The organism is Streptococcus hongkongensis (genome assembly GCF_053206145.1).
This window is the reverse complement of sequence record NZ_JBRUGD010000005.1, coordinates 1-18,908: the sequence shown is the minus strand read 5'-3', so window position 1 is coordinate 18,908 and position 18,908 is coordinate 1. Positions and strand designations below refer to the sequence as shown.

The following is an 18,908-nucleotide window of genomic DNA, read 5'->3' as shown; positions in this document are numbered from 1 at the left end:
GAAACATCTCAATTTACTACTTTTTAATATAAAGTTCGTGTATTGCCATAAAACTCTTTAAAAAATCAAAAAAATTTAATTATTATTTCTATTTGTGTTAGAATGGTATTCTATTTTTAAAAAAAAACAAACTTATTTTATCTCAAAAATTTAGCATTAGTTATCGGAGGAAAATTTAAAATGTCTAAAAGGTTACTAACTCTCTCACTTGTTTCAGCTTGTCTTTTGCCTCTTGCTGCATGTTCTCATAGAAATCAAAAAGGAACGGACAACACAACAGTTAAAGTAGCAATGATTACTGGTCAAGGTGGTATTGATGACAAATCTTTCAACCAATCAGCTTGGGAAGGATTACAAGCTTGGGGCAAGTCTAAGGGTGTAAAAAAAAGAAGCAATTTTAACTACTTCCAATCGACAAGCGAATCAGATTATATAACAAACCTAGACACTGCTGCTTCAAACGGTTATAATCTTATTTTTGGGATTGGCTTTAAATTAACAAATTCTATTAAAAAAACGTCAAGTGAAAATAAAGACACGAAATATGCAATTGTAGATGATGTCATTGAAGGTCATGATAATGTTGCAAGTATCACTTTTGCTGACAATGAGGCTGCATATCTAGCAGGAGTTGCCGCAGCCAAAACAACTAAAACTAAACAAATAGGCTTTGTTGGTGGAATGGAGGGAACTGTTGTAAAACGTTTTGAAAAAGGCTTCGAAGCTGGTGTCAAATCTGTAGACCCGGCCATCAAGGTAACTATCACATATGCAGGCTCATTTGCAGATACAGCTAAAGGAAAATCAATTGCTGCAACACAATATGCTAGTGGAGCTGATGTGATTTATCAAGTAGCTGGTGGCACAGGCGCTGGTGTCTTTAATGAAGCAAAAGCAGTCAACGAAAAACGTTCCGAATCAGATAAAGTTTGGGTAGTCGGCGTTGACCGTGATCAAAAAGTAGATGGAAACTACACTGATAAAGATGGCAAAAAATCAAACTTTGTCTTTACATCAAGTATCAAAGAAGTGGGCAAAACCATGCAAAAAGTTATTCTCATGACTGAAAAAGATAAATTCCCAGGTGGTAAAGTTACCCGCTTTGGACTGAAAGAGGGAGCCGTTAATTTAACGACTGCGGATCTTCCAAAGGATGTCAAAGATGCTGTTGAAACAGCTAAAAACAATATCATTTCTGGTAAAATCACAGTCCCAGAAAAATAATCTAGCGTGGTGAAGCACTAAAATTAGACAGAAAAAAATACTCCTAAAGACAGATAAACTCTTTTGGAGTATTTTTATTAGTATAACCTTCAATTACTGTAGAACCATACAAGAACAGCACTACATACTTCTAAATATCCGTTAAATATTTTTTTACGTGAAGCCATCTTTTCACCGAGTCTTTACTTTGTATACCATTGAAGTAGTCAGTATCATCTATTTATTTACTAGAAAATAGAGGGATGCACAATGCATTCCTCTACTCTTTATCACTTGAATCTCCTTTTATCCCAAGTTCATATAAAATTGTATGATAGCTAATACCCATAAGTGAAGAGGATAAAAAACATAAAAGAATGATTGATTAAACACTGATTTGTGCCCAATCTTGTGATTATAACATTCCAAGAATGGAATCACAATGATAAACAAAAAGTCCGCATTAAGTATGATGACTTCCATTAAAGTCATTTCTGACGATATATCCATCACCGTTAGTAACAAGAGTAGACTTGATAATAATAAATATCCCATATACTGCTTAAACTTATTCTCCCTAAAAAGATAAGTTATTAACATAAAAGGAATGACTACAATTCCCCCTTTTGCTATGAGAACTCCTAAAAATAACAAAACTAAAACTATCATAGCTTTTAAGATAGGCTGCTTTATGGTTTTTAGTCCCCATAACACTGTTAATCCTAGTCCTAAGGTTAATAGAATATTATTTTCAGATTATACCCCTAATAAACCTAAGACTTTATTTCCCAAAAACATAACAACTGCTACAAGATATATGCGTAGTATGTATCGTTTCACATCAGCTGTGTACCGAACCCCCCTTAACAGCTAGAGAAGCAAAACCAACTACTACAAATCGTAATATGATATGAATACCAACTTCCAACGAACCCGACATCATGAAACTAGCATGATCTAAGACCATTACTATCAACAATAAAACCTTAAATTGATTCCTATTTATTTTCACTATCCTTCCATCATAACATATCTTCAATCAGTACAAATTGCTTTCAACATAAAGTTTTGATAGTGCCTAACAATCAACAAATAAGAAGTTATTTCAATAAAGAAATATAATGCACTACAAGCTAATACAATGTTCCAATAAGAAGCCATGCTGTAATTATTGATAATCATAAAAATTCCCCAAGTTATAAACATTGCAGATATAAAAGGAACAATTATAACCCATTTAACGGTACTAGACAAAATTTTCTTGATATCTATCACAGATAAACCTATTTTTCGAAGTGCTCTCAATCTCCCTACTTCTTCCTCTGAGTAATTGTATAGTCTAGAGTAAATCAAACTTGTAATTCCCATTAGAAACGAGAAACATAAAATGCTACCTACGTAAGAAATTAAACTTCGACTGAACCACTCAATTTGATAATATCCATATGCTGAAGTAAAGGATATCTGTTGTTTTTCTGTATCGTTTTTAAGGTAATCTTGTAACATTTTTGTTTCTTTTCCAGCATCCTTCCAGTTTAAAATATCAAAAATAGTATAGTGAGAATGGGAAAATTTGCCCTGAATAGCTTGATACTTGGTATCAGAAATAACTATAACTTCTTGAAAATAACCAGACAAAGCAATCGTTTTCTTAGTACGTCCACTTTCGTTACTAATACCTAGCTTCTTGAATGCTTGCCTTTGCTTAACTCCCATAGTTGGGAGATTTTTTCCATCAATTCCCACTAAAAAAAGGCATCAGATGTTAAATTAAGTTTTGGACTATCAATGATAGGAGCTAATTTATTATAGGTGGAATTATTAATAATCCCTTTTACCAAAGGTAATTCTGATGTTGAATCATCATTATAAAGATAATTCACCTTTATTTCCTGATAGCCTTTCTTTGAAGATAATACTTGTCGAATATAGTTAAGATTTTTTTCGGTGTGACCAGTATCTCTCCATTCAGTATAAGTGTAAGAAACCGGAAGAATTTTACGTGTTACTTCTTCAACTTTTAACGGTGAGCCAATAATGACAATAAAAGAAGTCAGGATAATTACTAATAACGAAAATACCAAGCTCATGGTTTTTAAATTCGATTGTATATTATGGTTAAAATTACTAACAGATAGCAGGTGAAGTCCCTGTCTTCTTTTTTGTAGCAAGCTTAAAATATAAGTATACACTTTAAATAGTAAGCCAAAAAAAGTGTAGAAAAGTATTAAACTGCTTGCACCCAAAAATGGTAATAATAAAATACTATCAGTCTGATAAAGATAAAAGGACAAAGCTATCAACACACAAGATAATAGAGAGGTTACCCCTAAGTAACTCCTTTCTGAAAACTTCTCTGTTTTTAATAGCTTGATGATTTGAGTTCGTCTTAAGATATGAGGGGAGACATATGAGATAAACAGAAACAGTCCGCCTACTACTACTACAGTCATAAGTATAGCTTTAAAGGGGAAATAGAAAGCTAATTGAATATTAGGAATCATTTTTTCACTAATCATGTAGAAAAATTTTGAAAAAATAATCCCAAACCCAATCCCACAAATCAGTGAAAAAATAGAAATAATTATGTTCTCATAAAAAATAATGGCTTTGAATTGCTTTTTACTTGCTCCTACAAGATTGACAATTGCAAATTGTTTACTTCGTACCTTGAGAAAATTACTAATGGAATAAAGGGTAAAAACAAAGGAAAAAAGTAACGAAATAATTTCTGCTGTCAGTAAAATTAAACCAATAGTACTACTATTCTCCACTACTTTTAAAGTCGGATGATAAGCAAATGCTGAAAAAATAAAGAAAACAAAGACTGAAAACAAGCAATTGATAAAATGATAAAGATAAGTTTTAAAGTCTCTTACAACATTTTTATATGCTAAATCAAATAAAGTCATTGCTATCCCCTCCTAACAAAGACATTGTACTCATAATTTCTTTATAATAGGTACTTTGATTATCCTTTTTTAATAATTCTTGAAAAACGCTTCCATCTTTGATAACGTAAGTCTTATCCGAATATGAAGCAATATTAGGATCGTGTGTAACCATTAAAATAGTTATCCCCATTTTTTCATTGAGCAATTGGAATAGTTTCATGACATCTTTAGCTGCCTTCGAATCCAAATTCCCTGTCGGTTCATCAGCTAATAAAAGAGAAGGATTATTGATGACAGCTCTTGCCACAGCAACACGTTGAGCTTGCCCTCCTGAAATTTCATAAGTTCTCTTATCTAAAATAGCTTCAATGCCTAATAAATGTGCTAAATGTCTGACCTTCTCTAACATTTGATGATTTTCTTGATTATCTAAAGCCAGTGGCAACAAGATATTTTCCTCAACTGTAAGCGTATTAATCAGATTGAAATCTTGGAAAACAAATCCTAGCTCCTTTCTTCTGAACTTTGCAAGGTCCTCATCTGATAACGCATGTGGGTTACGCCCATTGATAAAGACAACACCACCTGAAGGTTTATCAACTGTTGAAATGGTATTTAAAAAAGTACTTTTTCCACTCCCGCTAGGTCCCATAAGAGCAATGAACTCTCCTTCTTCAACAAACATACTAATGTCATCTAATGCTCTATGGGAAACCTTTCCCTTATATACTTTCTCTAAATGTTCTACTTGTAAAATCATGTTACTATTCCTTTCTTCTGATGACTTAAGTTTATCACCCTAAATACTATAGAAAAATCCAAAAACATTACTTAAGCTTACAACTTTGTAATGTTTTTGGATATCCTAACGGTCAAAACTAATAATAACTTCTGTACCTTTTTCTAATTCTGAGGAAATTGTAATATCATGACCTAAATATTTGGTCAAAGTCTTAACAATATATAACCCTAACCCACTTGAATCTCCATTATTTCTACCGTTTTCCCCTATATAAAAAAGATCAAATACTTTAGAAAGTTCTTCCTTGGGAATACCATCACCTTGATCAATAATAGAAAGGATAATGCTTTGTTCAGTAATTATTGCGTTAAAAATAACCTGTTGATTCGAACTACTGTACTTGATTGCATTGGTTACTATTTGAAAAATAATTAGTTTCAGCCATTTGGCATCCGAATAAACAGTTATAGAAGAGTCAATAGCCAATCTAGGAAATACCGAGTTTGCAATGAAATAATCCTTTAATTGATTAATAACTTCTTTACAAACATGCGATAAATTAACAGATTCAACCATAAAATCATTTTTTAAATCATCCAGTCGATAGACTTCCAAAAGCTGATTTAAGTGATATTGGATAATATCTACTTGTTTATTGGCAGTCATAAAATCGGGTGTTTCCTTATTTTTTTCAGAAAGTAATTTTAATACAGAAACTGGTGTTTTTAATTGATGTACAAAACGATAGATTAGTACTTTTTGGACTTTCTTTCCCTTTTTTTGTTGGTTTTTTTCACTATAATAAAGTTCTAACATTTTAGTCACCAAGGCATTATGAGCCTCTTCAAAAGTATTTCTTGGTGAATCTAACAAAAATTCCTCCAGTGTCTTTTGTTCTTCAAAAGCAAGACTATAGATTCGGAAAAGCTTAAAAAAACGACTAATGATATAAACTGCTGTAGAAACTATCACTAATAATAAAAAGTACCAAAACTCAGTGAACCAAATGCCTTTTATAAAAAAAAAGACTTCCAAAAAAGAAAAGTTGAGCTAAGATTACAGTTAGAAATAAACCTAGATAATGTCTTACAAAGATTTTCAGAACGTTATAAATCATCTCACAACTCCAGTTTATAACCTATACCCCTAACAGTTATGACCTTTAAATCGGATTGTAAGTCATTTAGTTTTTTCCTGATTCTACTAATAGAAACATTTAAAGTATTTTCTTCAATAAACATATCAGTATCCCATATTTCTGATAGAATCAGTTCTCTTTTTACAATCTTGGGATGATTTTTGAGCAACACACGCAAAAGAATCGCTTCATTTTTTGATAAGTCCACTGTCTGATTTGAAACTGTTAAGGTTAATCTAGCCAGATTAAAACTGCTGTTACCGTATTGTAACGTTTCAACTTCCTTAGAGGCATACTCACCATAAACTCTTCGAAAATGAGATTGCACTTTAGCTAGAAGTAACTCAAATGAAAAGGGTTTAGTGATGTAATCATCTCCACCACTCATAATAGCTCTTACTTGATCATACTCTTGTGTCCTAGCCGACATAAATAAAATTGGCATTAAAAATTGTTTTCTAATCTCATTTGCCCAATAAAAACCATCATGACTCGGAAGGGTGATATCCAGCAAAACCAAGTCCGGAGAATTATCCTCTATGAAAGTAACAAGTGATTTAAAATCCTCTGCAATAATAACTTGAAAATTATACTTTTCCAAATATTCTTTAACTAAAATAGCCAAATCTTTATCATCTTCAATTAAAGCAATTTTATTCATCCCATCTCCCATCACAAATAACTAATGATATAAAATATGATATAGACTGCTGCCAAAGTCAACAAAAAATATTTTAGTTTCAATAATATAGCAACATATTCACGAATAAAAGCACTTGGTAAGTAATAGCGAGCAGTTTTTGATCCTACTCCTTCGCCCTTCATCTTAAGCTTTCTAGCATAAAGACTAGCTCTAAAAACATGATAATTATTACTAATAAAGATATATTTAGGGGCTGATATCTCTTTTTATGCCAATTCTTTAGAATATTTCAAATTCTCAAAAGTGGTTCTAGAATTAGCTTCTAATAAAATGGCTTCCTCAGGGATTCCTTTACCTAATAAATAATTACTTATGGCTATAGCCTCAGATATTTTTTCATCTGGTCCTTGACCTCCACTTGCAATAAACTTAACAGTATTTTTTTCAGCTAAATGATAAGCTTCTATCGCTTTTTCTATTCTCCCCTTTAATAAAGGAGTCACTTTTTCACCACCCAATAAACCTGAACCATGAATAATAATATAATCATAATCTTTTTTTAGAGGTAAATTAACATAAACAAAAGTATAAATTAGAAAAGCTATAAATAAAATAGTAAAAATCGCAAAAATAAAGCTAATCAGATGAAATAACTGATAGATAGAAAGATTAATATCGCCCAACGATTGATTTAAATAAAGTCCTAAAAGAAAGAAATAGCCAAGTATAGCAAGTCCCATAGTCAAAGATAATGAATTTGCTAAGGATTTTCCTTCTTTACGTAAAATGATAATACCGTTTATAATCATCAATAAACCAAAAACAAAAATAAACACTGGCAAAATCTTATAAAGTATAGTTAGTAGAAACTCATGTAATTGCGGAGCTCTTTCGTAAGCTAAGGAAACCAAACTAAGATAAAATCCTACTAAAGCAGAAAACAAGAGAAAGATATTAATCAACTTCCTAGGATCCCTTTTTATAGAAAAAACAGAAAATAGGATTAACGCAATCGTCACCCCATATAAAACCATCAGATTACCTCCATAATAGATTAATTAACCATACTATATCACATTTTATTTTTAGTCATTTCAATGATATCTCATGAAAGAATAAGTTAAACAACTTCCAAATTATAAGAATTACTTCAAGAGATATCCCTCAATATTAGAATTTCTTCAGACTCAATTTAAATCGATTTCTGAAATATTGATAACTTAAAAAATAATGAAAATACTATAATCTTACTTATCTGTTATAGGGGTGGATCTCTTTCTCATGAAGTGTCGTAACTCTACTGTACAGGATTTATTTCTTTTTATGATATATCATCAACTTTTAATTTAGATTGTTTAAATTTCTGCACAATTATGGTAACGTTTTTTCTGGATAATTCGCAGAATACACAATCATTTCTGAACTTATGGATTCCGCATATGGAATCCATATTGCTAATTTTGCTAAAGTAATCTTTTTAACAGGAATGTGACCAGGTGAGTTATTGGCACTTAGATGGGATCATATTGATTTAGAAAAATTAAAAATAAAGATTGAGTATACCCTTGACTACTCGACAAATGGCCATGCGAACGCTGAACTGGGAACAGTTAAAAACAATGGCTCATATCGTACAATTGATATGCCGTTAGAGATTAAAGAAAGAATTGAACTACCAAAAATTAAACGATTTGACGAATGATTTTGTTTTTATTAGTAAGAAAGGCAATCACCTATCAATAGATACAATAAACCGAAGAATCAAAAAGACACCTGAAAAAATATTTGGTATAGTAATTACTAGCCACTTATTCAGACACGGGTATATTACTTTATTAGCTGAGTTAGGTATCCTTCTAAAATCTATAATGAATCGTGTGGGACATACAGACGTAAGTACTACCATAAAAATCTATACTCACACAACCGAAAAATGGGTAAAGAGCTCTTGCAAAAGCTCAATAATCTTGATAAACTATAAAAAGTTGCCCCATAATTGCCCCATGAAAGCAAAACCAATACAATTAAAACAGTCAAAACACTTGATATTAAAGGAGATTATATAATTATGATGAATATGCAAAATATGATGAAACAGGCGCAAAAGCTTCAAAAGCAAATGGAGCAAAAGCAAGCTGATTTGGCTGCGATGGAGTTTGTTGGTAAGTCTGCTCAGGATTTGGTGACAGCTACCTTTACTGGTGACAAAAAATTGGTTTCCATTGATTTCAAAGAAGCTGTAGTTGATCCTGAAGATCTTGAAACGTTATCTGATATGACAACGCAAGCGATCAATGATGCCATGACACAAATTGAAGAAGCAACCAAGAAAACACTTGGTGCTTTTGCTGGCAAATTGCCCTTCTAATATAAAAAAGACTCTCGTTGCAAACGGGAGTCTTATTTGTTAATCAAACAATCCACCTAGGGCCGCAAATGGGTTGTCGGTTGAACTTGATTCCTCAACCTGTTGGCTCAAATAGGCTTTATTCTCATCAAATTCCAAAAAAGTCTCATAGACACGCGCTGTCATTCGGGCGTCTTCCAAGCTGTTGTGGCCGCGCCCTTTGATACCTAGAAATTCGGCTACTGTTGTTAGTTTTAAATTGGCGATGCCGTTTAAGTCAGTGCTCCGTCGTTCAAAGGCCTCGTCGTAGAGGTCAACTTTGTACTGACTTGCCAGGTCCAAACCATTTTCTACCAAGATTGGGAGATCAGACTTGTAAGAATTATAACCGATCAAGGCTAGGTCCCCAACGAAGCTTGTAAAGTCCGAGATGACCTGATCAACCTTTGGTGCGCTAGCAATTTTATCCGCCGTAATGCCCGTTAAACCATTTATGAAACTTTGTAAGGGTACATCGGAGTGCACATGGGTATCAAAACTATCAACTTCTTGATGGTTATGATATTTGACTGCAGACAGTTGAATTAAGTGACTCTTGTCATCGACGGTGTTAAATTCCAAATCAAAGGCAATATAATTATCTAGTTTTTTCATTTTTTCTCCTTAGAAAAAGGCCCAATTGGGCCTTGTATGATGTATCGATTATTTAGCAAAAAGACGTGCAAAGAAACCTTTTTTACCAATTGCTTGGTCTTCGACTTGGCTACGCGCTTGGTCAACTTCTGCTTTTGCTTCTTCAAGTTCCAATTTAAGAGTTTCTTTGTCAGCCATTGCTTTAGCTGTTAATTGTTGTTGCTGATCCAATTGTTTATCTTTCTCAGCAATCTGAACATCTTTAACTCGCATTTGCTCATCCTTAGCAGCTAACTGATCATCCTTGGCTTTTAATTGATTATAAAGACGTGTGATTTCAGTATTTTTTTCATCTACTAAAATTTCTAATAATTCACGCTGCTTGGTCTCTTCACTGATTGGTTCATCATCAAAAATAGTTTTTTTATAGATTTCTTCCAACTTAATAAGGCCACTACGTTTAACCACAGTGACTCCCTTGTCATTTTTATCAAGATCTTCATCTGGAAGAGCTTTTACACGATTATTAACGGCCTGACGGCTAACTCCCAAGATTTCAGCTAGTTCACTAACTGTCTTTTCTATTGCCATATTTTCCTCTTTAATATATTCCTGAATATTCTTACAAGAATAGTAACATAATACTAGTATTCTGTCAATTTCACCATGTTAAAGACAAATGATAAGGCACTTTAAAAGTATAGGCATAAGCCCTGCTACTACACCATCTAGAAAGTGCTAGTCGAATCAGCTTCCTTTCAATCGTTCATCCTGGAAATTACCGACCATTTTTTATTTATGCTCTTTTAGTGATTCCCTCAATTATATCGGTAACAGTCTTTTCTAGCCGCATTTTCCTAGTCAAAGTCAACCGGCAGATTAGTAACATTTATAGGAACAATATGGTATGATTAGACTATGAAAAAATATGATACGATTATTATCGGAGGTGGTCCGGCCGGCATGATGGCAACCATTTCCAGTAGCTATTACGGCTACAAGACACTCCTAATTGAAAAAAACAAACGACTTGGTAAAAAACTTGCTGGCACAGGTGGCGGACGCTGCAATGTAACTAATAACGGAACTCTTGATGAACTCTTAGCTGGCATCCCAGGGAATGGGCGCTTTCTTTATAGTGTCTTTTCTCAGTTTGATAACCATGACATTATTGCTTTTTTCCAGGATAATGGCGTTGCCTTAAAAGAAGAAGACCATGGACGGATGTTCCCAACAACTGATAAGTCACGAACAATCATTGGTGCCCTGGAAGCAAAAATTCAAGAATTAGGTGGTCAGATTTTGACCAACACCGAAGTGGTTTCTGTCAAGAAAATTGATGATATATTCTACGTCAAATCAGCTAATGAAAAGTTTACCTGTGACAAATTAATTGTAACAACAGGAGGCAAATCCTATCCCTCAACTGGATCAACCGGCTTTGGCCATGAAATTGCTAGACATTTTAAGCTACAGGTAACCGACTTAGAGGCAGCAGAAAGTCCTCTTTTGACTGACTTCCCACACAAGGCGCTCCAAGGCATTGACTTGGACGACGTGACCCTGTCGTATGATAAACACGTCATCACCCACGACCTGCTCTTCACCCACTTTGGCCTATCCGGACCAGCTGCCCTTCGCCTGTCTTCCTTTGTCTCAGGCGGGGAAATCGCTGCGCTAGACTTTCTGCCAAAAATGACTCAGGATGACTTGGTCCATTACCTAGAAGACAACAGAGACAAGTCTCTAAAAAATGCACTAAAAGGGCTAGTCCCAGAACGGGTGGCAGAATTCATCGCCACTGGCTACGCGGACAAGGTCAAACAGTTGTCACCAAAAGAATTGGAAGAGGTTATGGACAAACTCAAGAAAATGCCAATCCCAATCACTGGCAAAATGTCACTGGCCAAATCTTTTGTGACCAAAGGTGGCGTTGACCTGAAAGAAATCAATCCCAAAAGCTTGGAAAGCAAGCAAGTCTCTGGCCTTCACTTTGCAGGAGAAGTCTTAGACATTAATGCCCACACCGGTGGCTTCAATATTACGTCTGCCCTCTGCTCAGGTTGGGTCGCAGGAAGCCCACATTATTGAGACTACTCTGCTTCTATTCATTAGATTTACTGATATCTTAAATTTCTTGATTACAGAAATTCTACTTTTCAATAGTCGAAGTTATTTTATTTACTAATAATTTTGAAACTAATTAATAAAAAAATACTTTTCGCGGTGGCGAAAGCACTTGAAGATATTAATCTTCAAGTGTAGGGAAATTTTTTGACCTAGGCAAAAAATTTAGTCATGGAATTCTTTTGGAATTCGCTGACGTCCCTCACCACAAAAGAAAAGTAAAAAATAACATTTATTATTTAAGAAAATCTTACTATCAAGACTTTTCTTTTTTTTAAAAATACTTAACTAGTTACATTTTTTCTTGCAATTTGAAAATGATGGTGTATAATAGTTATATGTTTCCTTAACCGGTTATATACCAGTTAAGGAACAGGGTTTGATAAGCCCAAATGATTACAAGAATATAGAAGGAGAAAGCAATGGCAAAAAAATCAAAAATTGCTAAGTACCAGAAGCAGCTCCAACTGATTGATCAGTATGCTGACCTTCGTCGTGAACTTAAGGCTAAAGGTGATTATGAAGCTCTTCGTAAATTGCCACGCGATTCAAACCCCAACCGTTTGAAAAACCGTGACAAGATTGACGGTCGCCCTCACGCTTATATGCGCAAGTTCGGTGTTAGCCGTATTAACTTCCGTAACCTAGCTCACAAAGGTCAACTTCCTGGCATCACAAAAGCCAGCTGGTAAGCTTTTCCAAGAAGTGATAGGTCCTCTTCCCCGAGACTTATCATTGTTCAGTAATCATAGAAGCCAATTATTTATCATGTTTAGTCCGGTATGCCAAGATGCCGGGCTATTTTTATACCATTAAGAAGCGAATTACTGCCATAGCAAAAACCCCCACTAGTACAGTAACAAATAAATTTTTAAAACGATAAGCTACCAAAAAAGTTGGAAGCGCAGCAAAAAGAAATGGTAAATTGATTTTTGGAAGCTGTCCAGTCCGGGTTTGAGTAATACTGGCAAGTGTTAAGGCAAATAGAATAGCTAGGGGTAAGTATTCTAAAAATAAAAGAAATAGATTGGGAAGACTTTTATAGCGTGTAAGGATAAATGGAAGTACCCTTGGAAACCATGACACCAAAAAACCTAGCACCAAAACAAGAAAGATAACATTATGCGTCATATGATAATACTCCAATCATGCAACCCACCAAAGTTGCTAGTAAAATAACAATTGCTTGAGAAAAAATTGTAGCCAAAATAAAGTAAGTTACGGTAACGCCTAACAAGATATATAGCAAGGTCTGAATCCGATGAGAGATAGTCATCGCTTCAAATTGACTAAGAAATAGACCAATAAACATCGCTACTAGAGCAAAATCTAGACCAAACAATTGTGGACTCGGAATAACATTCCCCAATAGTGCACCGATAACAGTAGCACTGATCCAGGTGACATAACTAAACAAATTATTACCATGCATCCAAGAACTTGAGATGTAACTCGTTTGTCTAGCCTTACCTAGTAAAACACCATAACTTTCGTCTGTCACTAGGGAGCCAATAAACAAGCCATTTAACAATGATACATCTTTAAAAAGAGTTGTTACATGTAAACTCATCAGCATGTTTCTTAAGTTGACAAGAAAAATGGTTAAAATAATACTAAAAAAACTAGCATGACTGACTAGAAGCGCACAAATAGCAAACTGAGCAGAGCCACCATAAATTAATGCCGACATCAACCCCACATCTATTGCTGAAAGACCACTGGCTGCGGCTACCATCCCAAAAGCAAGACCAATTGATAGGTAACCTAGTCCGGTAGGCAGTGCATCTCTAACTCCTAACTTAAATTCTTTAACATTCATAACCTTCTCCATTTTTCAGAATATTCAATCATTATAACAAGTTAAACAACTTTTGACAACTCTTGTAAAAACAGACTTCTTTCTCAGGAAAATATAACTCTCTGTTTACACTTTGATTCCTCCACAGTTAGAAAGAAACTTTGTGAATTAGTCTTTTGAATAAATAATAAGGCCAGTGATTGTGTCTTCCGTTAGAATATCTCGATGCCTATATTTGAATATGAGTATATATAGGTAGTAAAAATCACCAATACAACCCGATGCATGAAGACTAGCTAATGAAATATAAGCTAAACTAGATATAATATTGAAGCCATACAAAATAGTTAGAAAGAGGGAAATTAGAATAAATGGTGCAATACCAATAATGACCATTTGATGACGTTTATAAATCGAACCAGGAGAAATGCAATAAGCCATTAGTGCTTTTGGGATTATTCCAAATTTAAGTTTGTTTGCTGGCTTAAAAAACTTGAAGAATAAGCCATGGACTAATTCATGACTCACAAAAATTAAGATGAGCCATAAAAAGAAAATAGGGAAGATATACAAGGTACTATAATGTAGCTCAATAATAAAACTTGAATCCACATTCCCTAGAAAGCTTGATAATATAGTGAATAGAAAAATAAAAAAGATAAGAAGCGGAAAAGCTAGCAGATTAAGAGCCAATATTAGCTTTTTCTGATGCATAATGTCAATCTTTTCAATCTGTTTCAAATGGTCACCTCTATCATTTTTTCCTCAATTATAACATTTAGTTAGAGTAAAAAAGTCCAAATTAATGAATGGTATATAAAAAGATAAGATTATCACTGATAACTTATCTTTAGTTTTCAAATGAGTAACTCATGTGTTTTCAAAATAACTAAAGGCTAAACTTGGTTTAGCGTTGAGATCCATTTGGGCAAAGTGACCTTTGGCGTACTCAACTGCTGCGGCAAGAGCAATCATGCCGGCGTTATCTCCACAGAGTCTGAGGGGTGGAATGACAACTTGAGTATCTGTGATTTCCTCAGCTAGGCGTTCACGTAAACCTTGGTTTGCAGCTACGCCACCTGCTACTACTAACATAGTTGACGGGTATTGCGCCAAGGCTTTCTTCGTTTTGACAATCAAAATATCAAGAACTGCTGCTTGGAAAGAGGCACAAAGGTCTTCCAAGACCAATTCTTCCCCTTTTTGCTCAGCATTGTGGTACAAGTTGATAAAGGCTGATTTAAGTCCTGAGAATGAAAACTCCAAATGGTCTTCTTTAATCATTGCCCTCGGGAAATTATAGGTATCTTGACCACGATGTGCCAACTGGTCGATTTCACGCCCTGCTGGATAGGTTAGTCCCATGACACGGCCCACTTTATCATAGGCTTCGCCCACTGCGTCGTCACGCGTTTCTCCGACAATATGGTAAGCACCCGGCTCTGTGACGTAGACTAATTCGGTGTGCCCTCCGGAAACCAATAAGGCCATCAGCGGATAGCTCAGTTCATTCTGTTCACGCGCAGCCATCAGGTGGCCTGCCATGTGGTTAACTGGGATGAGTGGTAGTCCGTTAGCCCATGCAAAGGCTTTTGCGGCAGCAATTCCGACCAAAAGGGCCCCAACAAGGCCTGGTCCATAGGTTACAGCAACTGCTGATAAGTCTTTAGCTGTGATGCCGGCTTCCTGCAAGGCATCTTCAAAACAGGTCGTTACCACTTCCACATGATGGCGGCTGGCAACTTCAGGTACCACGCCCCCAAAGCGTTTATGGCTTTCAACCTGGCTGGCGATGATATTACTTAATAGTTCTCGGTCATTCTTAAGAATTGCAACACTTGTCTCGTCACAAGAACTTTCGACCGCTAAAATATATCTATCTGTCATGTTTTCCTTCTTTTTTCATTACAAGAGCATCTTCCACCGGATTATGGTAATAGTTTTTGCGAATAGCTAGCGCAGCAAAGCCACAAGACTTGTAGAGAGCTTGCGCTGCCAAATTAGAAGCACGTACTTCTAGAAAGATTGGTAAGTCATAATCCACTAACTCTGCCATCAGCTGCGCTCCAATGCCTTGACCCTGATAGTCTCTTTTGACTGCAATATTGGTTAATTCTAATTCACCCACTAATTGCTGGATGGAGAGAAAGCCAATCAATTGCTCTTGATCATAGGCAAAGAAATAATCATTATTGGGTGAACTGAGGTCAGCCTCAATTTGCTTGTGATTCCAAGGTGATTGCCCCTGGTAGGCATCCTCAAGGATGTCAAGTATACTTTGTGCTTTTTGCATAAGCTAGACCCGTTTAATGTAATGATCTTGGTTACTTGCTTGATGCGTTTTCAACCAATTTTCTTCAGCTTCTACTTTTTTCAAGTATTCAGGGACAAAGGCATCGACATCGACTGGTGCCATCCTCTGACCGACTTTACCGATTTGGTATGCTGATGGTAGTGTCTCTTGAATCTCTGCATTTGGCAATCTTTCTACAATTTCCTCTGCAAAAGTTGCAACTTCTCCGACAAAACAAATTTTTTGGTTAGAGTCTAAGCTTGCTAGTAAACCTGAGAAAGCAATATGCTGATCAGGTCTGACAGATTGGTTATTCTGGTAAAAGCCTGCATAAACATTGCGTCGTCTTGCATCAATTAAGGGAACAATTAAGGCATCTTTTTGCACAGCTGGTGCAGCTAATGCATATAGAGAAGATACGCCTACTAGCTCAATGGCTAAACTGTAGGCCAACATTTTTGCTGTGGCTACCGCCACACGTAATCCTGTGTAAGAGCCTGGTCCTTCTGCCACCACGATACGGTCTAAGTCGCCAGGGGCCATTTCTGCAGATGCCATCAAAAATTCAATTTGAGGCATGAGGCTGATACTGTGATTTTTCTTAACATTTAAGGTGGCTTCAGCCAATAATTGCTCATCTTGGAGGATAGCTACTGATAGAGCCTTATTGGATGTGTCAAATGCAAGTATATTCATTTTATCCACTTTCTTCATTGATTTTCTATTCCCAATTATATCACAAAATCGACTATCCAACAAAGAAGCCCTATATGATAGGGTTTTCACACCTCAATTTAGTTGATCAATACTTTTACTAACTGCTGATATTATGTTATAATTTTAGTAATTGCAAAGAATCAGGTTTAATCTATTACACAAATAATCAATAAGAAGGGTATATCATCTGGATTGATGGTACCTATTTCTTATTGTTTGGATAATTGATTCATTAGGAAAGGAATTTTTAATACATGATTTACAAAGTTTTCTATCAAGAAACAAAAGACCGTAACCCACGCCGTGAAAACACTCAAGCACTTTACATTGACGTTGATGCTTCTTCAGAATTGGACGGTCGTATCAAAACTCGCAAACTTGTTGAAGAAAAAACAAGTTACAATGTAGAGTTTATTGAATTGCTATCAGATAAGCACTTAGCCTACGAAAAGGAAACTGGTGTTTTTGAATTAACGGAGCTTTAATATGTCAAATATCGATTTAAAACCCAATGAAGTCGGCGTTTTCGCCATTGGTGGTCTAGGGGAAATCGGGAAAAATACATATGGCATTGAGTATCAAGATGAGATTATCATCGTTGATGCTGGTATCAAATTTCCAGAAGAAGATCTTCTAGGGATTGATTATGTAATCCCTGATTATTCTTACATCGTTGACAATCTTGACCGTGTCAAAGCCTTGGTTATCACGCACGGCCATGAGGATCATATTGGTGGGATTCCATTCTTACTTAAGCAAGCTAATGTGCCCATTTATGCAGGGCCATTGGCTTTAGCCTTAATCCGTGGAAAATTAGAAGAGCATGGGTTACTTCGTGATTCAACTCTTTACGAAATCAACCACAATACTGAGTTGACCTTCAAAAACTTAAGCGTCACTTTCTTCCGTACAACTCACTCGATTCCAGAACCTTTGGGAATTGTTATTCATACGCCTCAAGGGAAAATTGTTTGTACCGGTGACTTTAAGTTTGACTTTACACCGGTCGGCGACCCTGCGGACATCCATAGAATGGCTGCGCTAGGTGAGGACGGAGTGCTTTGTCTCTTGTCAGATTCAACTAATGCGGAAGTCCCTACTTTCACTAACTCAGAAAAAGTCGTTGGACAATCAATTCTTAAGATAATCGAAGGTATTCATGGAAGAATTATCTTCGCCTCTTTTGCCTCAAATATCTACCGTTTGCAACAAGCCGCTGAAGCTGCTGTTAAGACAGGTCGTAAGATTGCTGTCTTTGGTCGTTCAATGGAAAAAGCCATTGTTAATGGGATTGAACTTGGTTACATCAATGTTCCTAAGGGCACCATTATTGAACCAAACGAGTTGAAAAATTATCATGCCAATGAAGTATTGATTATGTGTACAGGTAGTCAGGGTGAATCAATGGCTGCGCTGGCACGTATTGCTAATGGTACCCACCGTCAGGTGACACTACAACCAGGTGATACAGTTATCTTCTCTTCAAGTCCAATTCCTGGTAACACAACAAGTGTTAATAAATTGATCAACACCATCCAAGAAGCTGGCGTTGAAGTTATTCATGGTAAAGTAAACAATATCCATACATCAGGACACGGTGGACAACAAGAACAAAAATTGATGCTCCGTTTGATGAAGCCAAAATTCTTCATGCCTGTCCATGGTGAATACCGGATGCAAAAAGTCCATGCTGGCTTAGCAATGGACACTGGTGTTCCTAAAGATAATATATTTATCCTTGAAAATGGAGATGTCCTTGCTTTAACAAGTGATACTGCTCGTCGTGCAGGACATTTCAATGCTCAAGATATCTACGTTGATGGTAATGGTATTGGCGATATTGGCACAGCTGTCTTGCGTGACCGTCGTGATTTATCTGAAGACGGTGTCGTCTTAGCAGTTGCCACTGTAGACTTCAAATCACAAATGATTTTAGCTGGTCCAGATATCCTTAGTCGTGGCTTTATCTACATGCGTGAGTCAGGAGACCTGATTCGTGAAAGCCAACGTGTCTTATTTAATGCCATTCGAATTGCTTTGAAAAATAAAGAAGCAAGCATCCAATCTGTAAACGGTGCAATCGTTAATGCATTGCGTCCATTCTTATATGAAAAAACAGAACGTGAACCAATTATCATTCCAATGATCTTAACACCAGACGAAGAATAAGTAAAAGAGATTGACAGATAGTCAGTCTCTTTTACTATATCTTAAAACTAAACAAAAAAAAACAGCCATGGCTGTTTTTTCAGAACGAAGACAAACTAGTGAAGTTGCTAGTTTGTTTTTTCTTGTCTAGTCTTAATTTCTCTAAAATCTGATAAATTATGCTATTTAAGCCAAAATAAAAAGGCCTTCATGCCATCATTTTAA

The 18,908-nt window shown here is 35.6% G+C and carries 24 protein-coding genes; 8 read left to right on the top strand and 16 right to left on the bottom strand.

What is annotated here, in order from left to right:
* Positions 1 to 180: 180 nt before the first annotated feature.
* The gene (locus ACVRZD_RS03980; protein WP_037624747.1) at positions 181 to 1,224 is read left to right on the top strand and encodes a BMP family lipoprotein; all 1,044 of its coding nucleotides are present in this window, start codon (positions 181 to 183) and stop codon (positions 1,222 to 1,224) included.
* Between the two features lie 285 nt (positions 1,225 to 1,509).
* Here ACVRZD_RS03980 and ACVRZD_RS03975 read toward each other — a convergent pair whose 3' ends face one another.
* From ACVRZD_RS03975 to ACVRZD_RS03940, 8 genes are all read right to left on the bottom strand, one after another.
* The gene (locus ACVRZD_RS03975) at positions 1,510 to 1,947 is read right to left on the bottom strand and encodes a TraX family protein (RefSeq protein WP_080730830.1); all 438 of its coding nucleotides are present in this window, start codon (positions 1,945 to 1,947) and stop codon (positions 1,510 to 1,512) included.
* Positions 1,948 to 2,238: 291 nt separating this feature from the next.
* Positions 2,239 to 2,949 carry a hypothetical protein gene (locus tag ACVRZD_RS03970; RefSeq protein ID WP_155274926.1) on the bottom strand — a complete coding sequence of 237 codons (711 nt, stop codon included), beginning with the start codon at positions 2,947 to 2,949 and terminating at the stop codon, positions 2,239 to 2,241.
* Positions 2,949 to 4,115, bottom strand: coding sequence for an FtsX-like permease family protein (locus ACVRZD_RS03965; protein ID WP_052128098.1), 1,167 nt, complete (start codon positions 4,113 to 4,115; stop codon positions 2,949 to 2,951). Before ACVRZD_RS03965 ends, ACVRZD_RS03970 begins: the two co-directional genes overlap by 1 nt.
* Positions 4,102 to 4,857 carry an ABC transporter ATP-binding protein gene (locus tag ACVRZD_RS03960; protein ID WP_037624746.1) on the bottom strand — a complete coding sequence of 252 codons (756 nt, stop codon included), beginning with the start codon at positions 4,855 to 4,857 and terminating at the stop codon, positions 4,102 to 4,104. The genes ACVRZD_RS03965 and ACVRZD_RS03960 overlap by 14 nt, the downstream gene beginning before the upstream one ends.
* Positions 4,858 to 4,962: 105 nt before the next feature.
* The gene (locus tag ACVRZD_RS03955; RefSeq protein WP_447450288.1) at positions 4,963 to 5,712 is read right to left on the bottom strand and encodes a sensor histidine kinase; all 750 of its coding nucleotides are present in this window, start codon (positions 5,710 to 5,712) and stop codon (positions 4,963 to 4,965) included.
* A 245-nt stretch (positions 5,713 to 5,957) separates the two neighbouring features.
* Positions 5,958 to 6,638 (bottom strand): response regulator transcription factor, encoded by a 681-nt coding sequence (locus ACVRZD_RS03950; protein WP_037624743.1) that lies wholly within the window; start codon positions 6,636 to 6,638, stop codon positions 5,958 to 5,960.
* A gap of 11 nt (positions 6,639 to 6,649) precedes the next feature.
* A complete protein-coding gene (locus ACVRZD_RS03945) occupies positions 6,650 to 6,802 on the bottom strand; it encodes a hypothetical protein (RefSeq protein WP_155274925.1) in 153 nt (50 codons plus the stop codon).
* An 84-nt stretch (positions 6,803 to 6,886) separates the two neighbouring features.
* Positions 6,887 to 7,654 carry a YdcF family protein gene (locus tag ACVRZD_RS03940; protein WP_155274924.1) on the bottom strand — a complete coding sequence of 256 codons (768 nt, stop codon included), beginning with the start codon at positions 7,652 to 7,654 and terminating at the stop codon, positions 6,887 to 6,889.
* Between the two features lie 470 nt (positions 7,655 to 8,124).
* Between ACVRZD_RS03940 and ACVRZD_RS03935 the strand changes: the two genes are divergently transcribed.
* The 3 genes from ACVRZD_RS03935 to ACVRZD_RS03925 are packed head-to-tail and all read left to right on the top strand — an operon-like array spanning position 8,125 to position 8,988.
* Complete coding sequence (locus ACVRZD_RS03935; RefSeq protein ID WP_052128096.1) at positions 8,125 to 8,322, top strand: site-specific integrase; 198 nt, start codon at positions 8,125 to 8,127, stop codon at positions 8,320 to 8,322.
* Positions 8,288 to 8,686: a tyrosine-type recombinase/integrase gene (locus ACVRZD_RS03930; RefSeq protein ID WP_447450287.1), complete on the top strand. Its 399-nt coding sequence runs from the start codon at positions 8,288 to 8,290 to the stop codon at positions 8,684 to 8,686. Before ACVRZD_RS03935 ends, ACVRZD_RS03930 begins: the two co-directional genes overlap by 35 nt.
* A 2-nt stretch (positions 8,687 to 8,688) precedes the next feature.
* On the top strand, positions 8,689 to 8,988 hold the full coding sequence (locus ACVRZD_RS03925) for a YbaB/EbfC family nucleoid-associated protein (protein ID WP_037624742.1): 300 nt from the start codon (positions 8,689 to 8,691) through the stop codon (positions 8,986 to 8,988).
* A 39-nt stretch (positions 8,989 to 9,027) separates the two neighbouring features.
* Here ACVRZD_RS03925 and ACVRZD_RS03920 read toward each other — a convergent pair whose 3' ends face one another.
* Positions 9,028 to 9,621, bottom strand: coding sequence for a 3'-5' exonuclease (locus tag ACVRZD_RS03920; RefSeq protein ID WP_037624740.1), 594 nt, complete (start codon positions 9,619 to 9,621; stop codon positions 9,028 to 9,030).
* 48 nt (positions 9,622 to 9,669) lie between these two features.
* On the bottom strand, positions 9,670 to 10,191 hold the full coding sequence (locus ACVRZD_RS03915) for a DUF536 domain-containing protein (RefSeq protein ID WP_037624738.1): 522 nt from the start codon (positions 10,189 to 10,191) through the stop codon (positions 9,670 to 9,672).
* Positions 10,192 to 10,518: 327 nt separating this feature from the next.
* On the opposite strand from ACVRZD_RS03915, the gene aao reads away from it, so the two are divergent.
* Both aao and rpsN read left to right on the top strand, forming a co-directional pair.
* On the top strand, positions 10,519 to 11,691 hold the full coding sequence (gene aao / locus ACVRZD_RS03910) for an aminoacetone oxidase (RefSeq protein ID WP_447450286.1): 1,173 nt from the start codon (positions 10,519 to 10,521) through the stop codon (positions 11,689 to 11,691).
* A 458-nt stretch (positions 11,692 to 12,149) separates the two neighbouring features.
* Positions 12,150 to 12,419 carry a 30S ribosomal protein S14 gene (gene rpsN / locus ACVRZD_RS03905; RefSeq protein WP_037624736.1) on the top strand — a complete coding sequence of 90 codons (270 nt, stop codon included), beginning with the start codon at positions 12,150 to 12,152 and terminating at the stop codon, positions 12,417 to 12,419.
* Between the two features lie 112 nt (positions 12,420 to 12,531).
* On the opposite strand, the gene ACVRZD_RS03900 is transcribed toward rpsN, so the two are convergent.
* From ACVRZD_RS03900 to tsaB, 6 genes are all read right to left on the bottom strand, one after another.
* The gene (locus tag ACVRZD_RS03900; RefSeq protein ID WP_037624734.1) at positions 12,532 to 12,858 is read right to left on the bottom strand and encodes a branched-chain amino acid transport AzlD family protein; all 327 of its coding nucleotides are present in this window, start codon (positions 12,856 to 12,858) and stop codon (positions 12,532 to 12,534) included.
* The gene (locus ACVRZD_RS03895; RefSeq protein ID WP_037624733.1) at positions 12,848 to 13,546 is read right to left on the bottom strand and encodes an AzlC family ABC transporter permease; all 699 of its coding nucleotides are present in this window, start codon (positions 13,544 to 13,546) and stop codon (positions 12,848 to 12,850) included. The genes ACVRZD_RS03900 and ACVRZD_RS03895 overlap by 11 nt, the downstream gene beginning before the upstream one ends.
* Positions 13,547 to 13,693: 147 nt before the next feature.
* A complete protein-coding gene (locus tag ACVRZD_RS03890; protein ID WP_037624731.1) occupies positions 13,694 to 14,266 on the bottom strand; it encodes a DUF3267 domain-containing protein in 573 nt (190 codons plus the stop codon).
* 129 nt (positions 14,267 to 14,395) lie between these two features.
* On the bottom strand, positions 14,396 to 15,412 hold the full coding sequence (tsaD, locus tag ACVRZD_RS03885; protein WP_447450285.1) for a tRNA (adenosine(37)-N6)-threonylcarbamoyltransferase complex transferase subunit TsaD: 1,017 nt from the start codon (positions 15,410 to 15,412) through the stop codon (positions 14,396 to 14,398).
* Complete coding sequence (rimI, locus tag ACVRZD_RS03880) at positions 15,402 to 15,818, bottom strand: ribosomal protein S18-alanine N-acetyltransferase (RefSeq protein WP_037624729.1); 417 nt, start codon at positions 15,816 to 15,818, stop codon at positions 15,402 to 15,404. Before rimI ends, tsaD begins: the two co-directional genes overlap by 11 nt.
* 3 nt (positions 15,819 to 15,821) lie before the next feature.
* Positions 15,822 to 16,514, bottom strand: coding sequence for a tRNA (adenosine(37)-N6)-threonylcarbamoyltransferase complex dimerization subunit type 1 TsaB (tsaB, locus tag ACVRZD_RS03875; RefSeq protein ID WP_230588923.1), 693 nt, complete (start codon positions 16,512 to 16,514; stop codon positions 15,822 to 15,824).
* 275 nt (positions 16,515 to 16,789) lie between these two features.
* Between tsaB and rpoY the strand changes: the two genes are divergently transcribed.
* Complete coding sequence (gene rpoY, locus ACVRZD_RS03870) at positions 16,790 to 17,020, top strand: DNA-directed RNA polymerase subunit epsilon (RefSeq protein WP_037624726.1); 231 nt, start codon at positions 16,790 to 16,792, stop codon at positions 17,018 to 17,020.
* Between the two features lies 1 nt (position 17,021).
* Positions 17,022 to 18,704, top strand: a complete 1,683-nt coding sequence (gene rnjA, locus ACVRZD_RS03865) for a ribonuclease J1 (protein WP_037624723.1) — start codon at positions 17,022 to 17,024, stop codon at positions 18,702 to 18,704.
* Positions 18,705 to 18,908: the final 204 nt, after the last annotated feature.

What these genes read in the sequence shown, in the direction of transcription:
- ACVRZD_RS03915 (WP_037624738.1), bottom strand. Translation starts at nt 10,191, where the DNA reads ATGGCAATAGAAAAGACAGTTAGTGAACTAGCTGAAATCTTGGGAGTT.
- aao (WP_447450286.1), top strand. Translation starts at nt 10,519, where the DNA reads ATGAAAAAATATGATACGATTATTATCGGAGGTGGTCCGGCCGGCATG.
- tsaD (WP_447450285.1), bottom strand. Translation starts at nt 15,412, where the DNA reads ATGACAGATAGATATATTTTAGCGGTCGAAAGTTCTTGTGACGAGACA.
- ACVRZD_RS03965 (WP_052128098.1), bottom strand. Translation starts at nt 4,115, where the DNA reads ATGACTTTATTTGATTTAGCATATAAAAATGTTGTAAGAGACTTTAAA.
- rimI (WP_037624729.1), bottom strand. Translation starts at nt 15,818, where the DNA reads ATGCAAAAAGCACAAAGTATACTTGACATCCTTGAGGATGCCTACCAG.
- ACVRZD_RS03895 (WP_037624733.1), bottom strand. Translation starts at nt 13,546, where the DNA reads ATGAATGTTAAAGAATTTAAGTTAGGAGTTAGAGATGCACTGCCTACC.
- rpoY (WP_037624726.1), top strand. Translation starts at nt 16,790, where the DNA reads ATGATTTACAAAGTTTTCTATCAAGAAACAAAAGACCGTAACCCACGC.
- rnjA (WP_037624723.1), top strand. Translation starts at nt 17,022, where the DNA reads ATGTCAAATATCGATTTAAAACCCAATGAAGTCGGCGTTTTCGCCATT.
- ACVRZD_RS03920 (WP_037624740.1), bottom strand. Translation starts at nt 9,621, where the DNA reads ATGAAAAAACTAGATAATTATATTGCCTTTGATTTGGAATTTAACACC.
- ACVRZD_RS03950 (WP_037624743.1), bottom strand. Translation starts at nt 6,638, where the DNA reads ATGAATAAAATTGCTTTAATTGAAGATGATAAAGATTTGGCTATTTTA.
- tsaB (WP_230588923.1), bottom strand. Translation starts at nt 16,514, where the DNA reads ATGAATATACTTGCATTTGACACATCCAATAAGGCTCTATCAGTAGCT.
- ACVRZD_RS03940 (WP_155274924.1), bottom strand. Translation starts at nt 7,654, where the DNA reads ATGGTTTTATATGGGGTGACGATTGCGTTAATCCTATTTTCTGTTTTT.
- ACVRZD_RS03945 (WP_155274925.1), bottom strand. Translation starts at nt 6,802, where the DNA reads ATGAAGGGCGAAGGAGTAGGATCAAAAACTGCTCGCTATTACTTACCA.
- ACVRZD_RS03980 (WP_037624747.1), top strand. Translation starts at nt 181, where the DNA reads ATGTCTAAAAGGTTACTAACTCTCTCACTTGTTTCAGCTTGTCTTTTG.
- ACVRZD_RS03900 (WP_037624734.1), bottom strand. Translation starts at nt 12,858, where the DNA reads ATGACGCATAATGTTATCTTTCTTGTTTTGGTGCTAGGTTTTTTGGTG.
- ACVRZD_RS03960 (WP_037624746.1), bottom strand. Translation starts at nt 4,857, where the DNA reads ATGATTTTACAAGTAGAACATTTAGAGAAAGTATATAAGGGAAAGGTT.
- rpsN (WP_037624736.1), top strand. Translation starts at nt 12,150, where the DNA reads ATGGCAAAAAAATCAAAAATTGCTAAGTACCAGAAGCAGCTCCAACTG.
- ACVRZD_RS03925 (WP_037624742.1), top strand. Translation starts at nt 8,689, where the DNA reads ATGATGAATATGCAAAATATGATGAAACAGGCGCAAAAGCTTCAAAAG.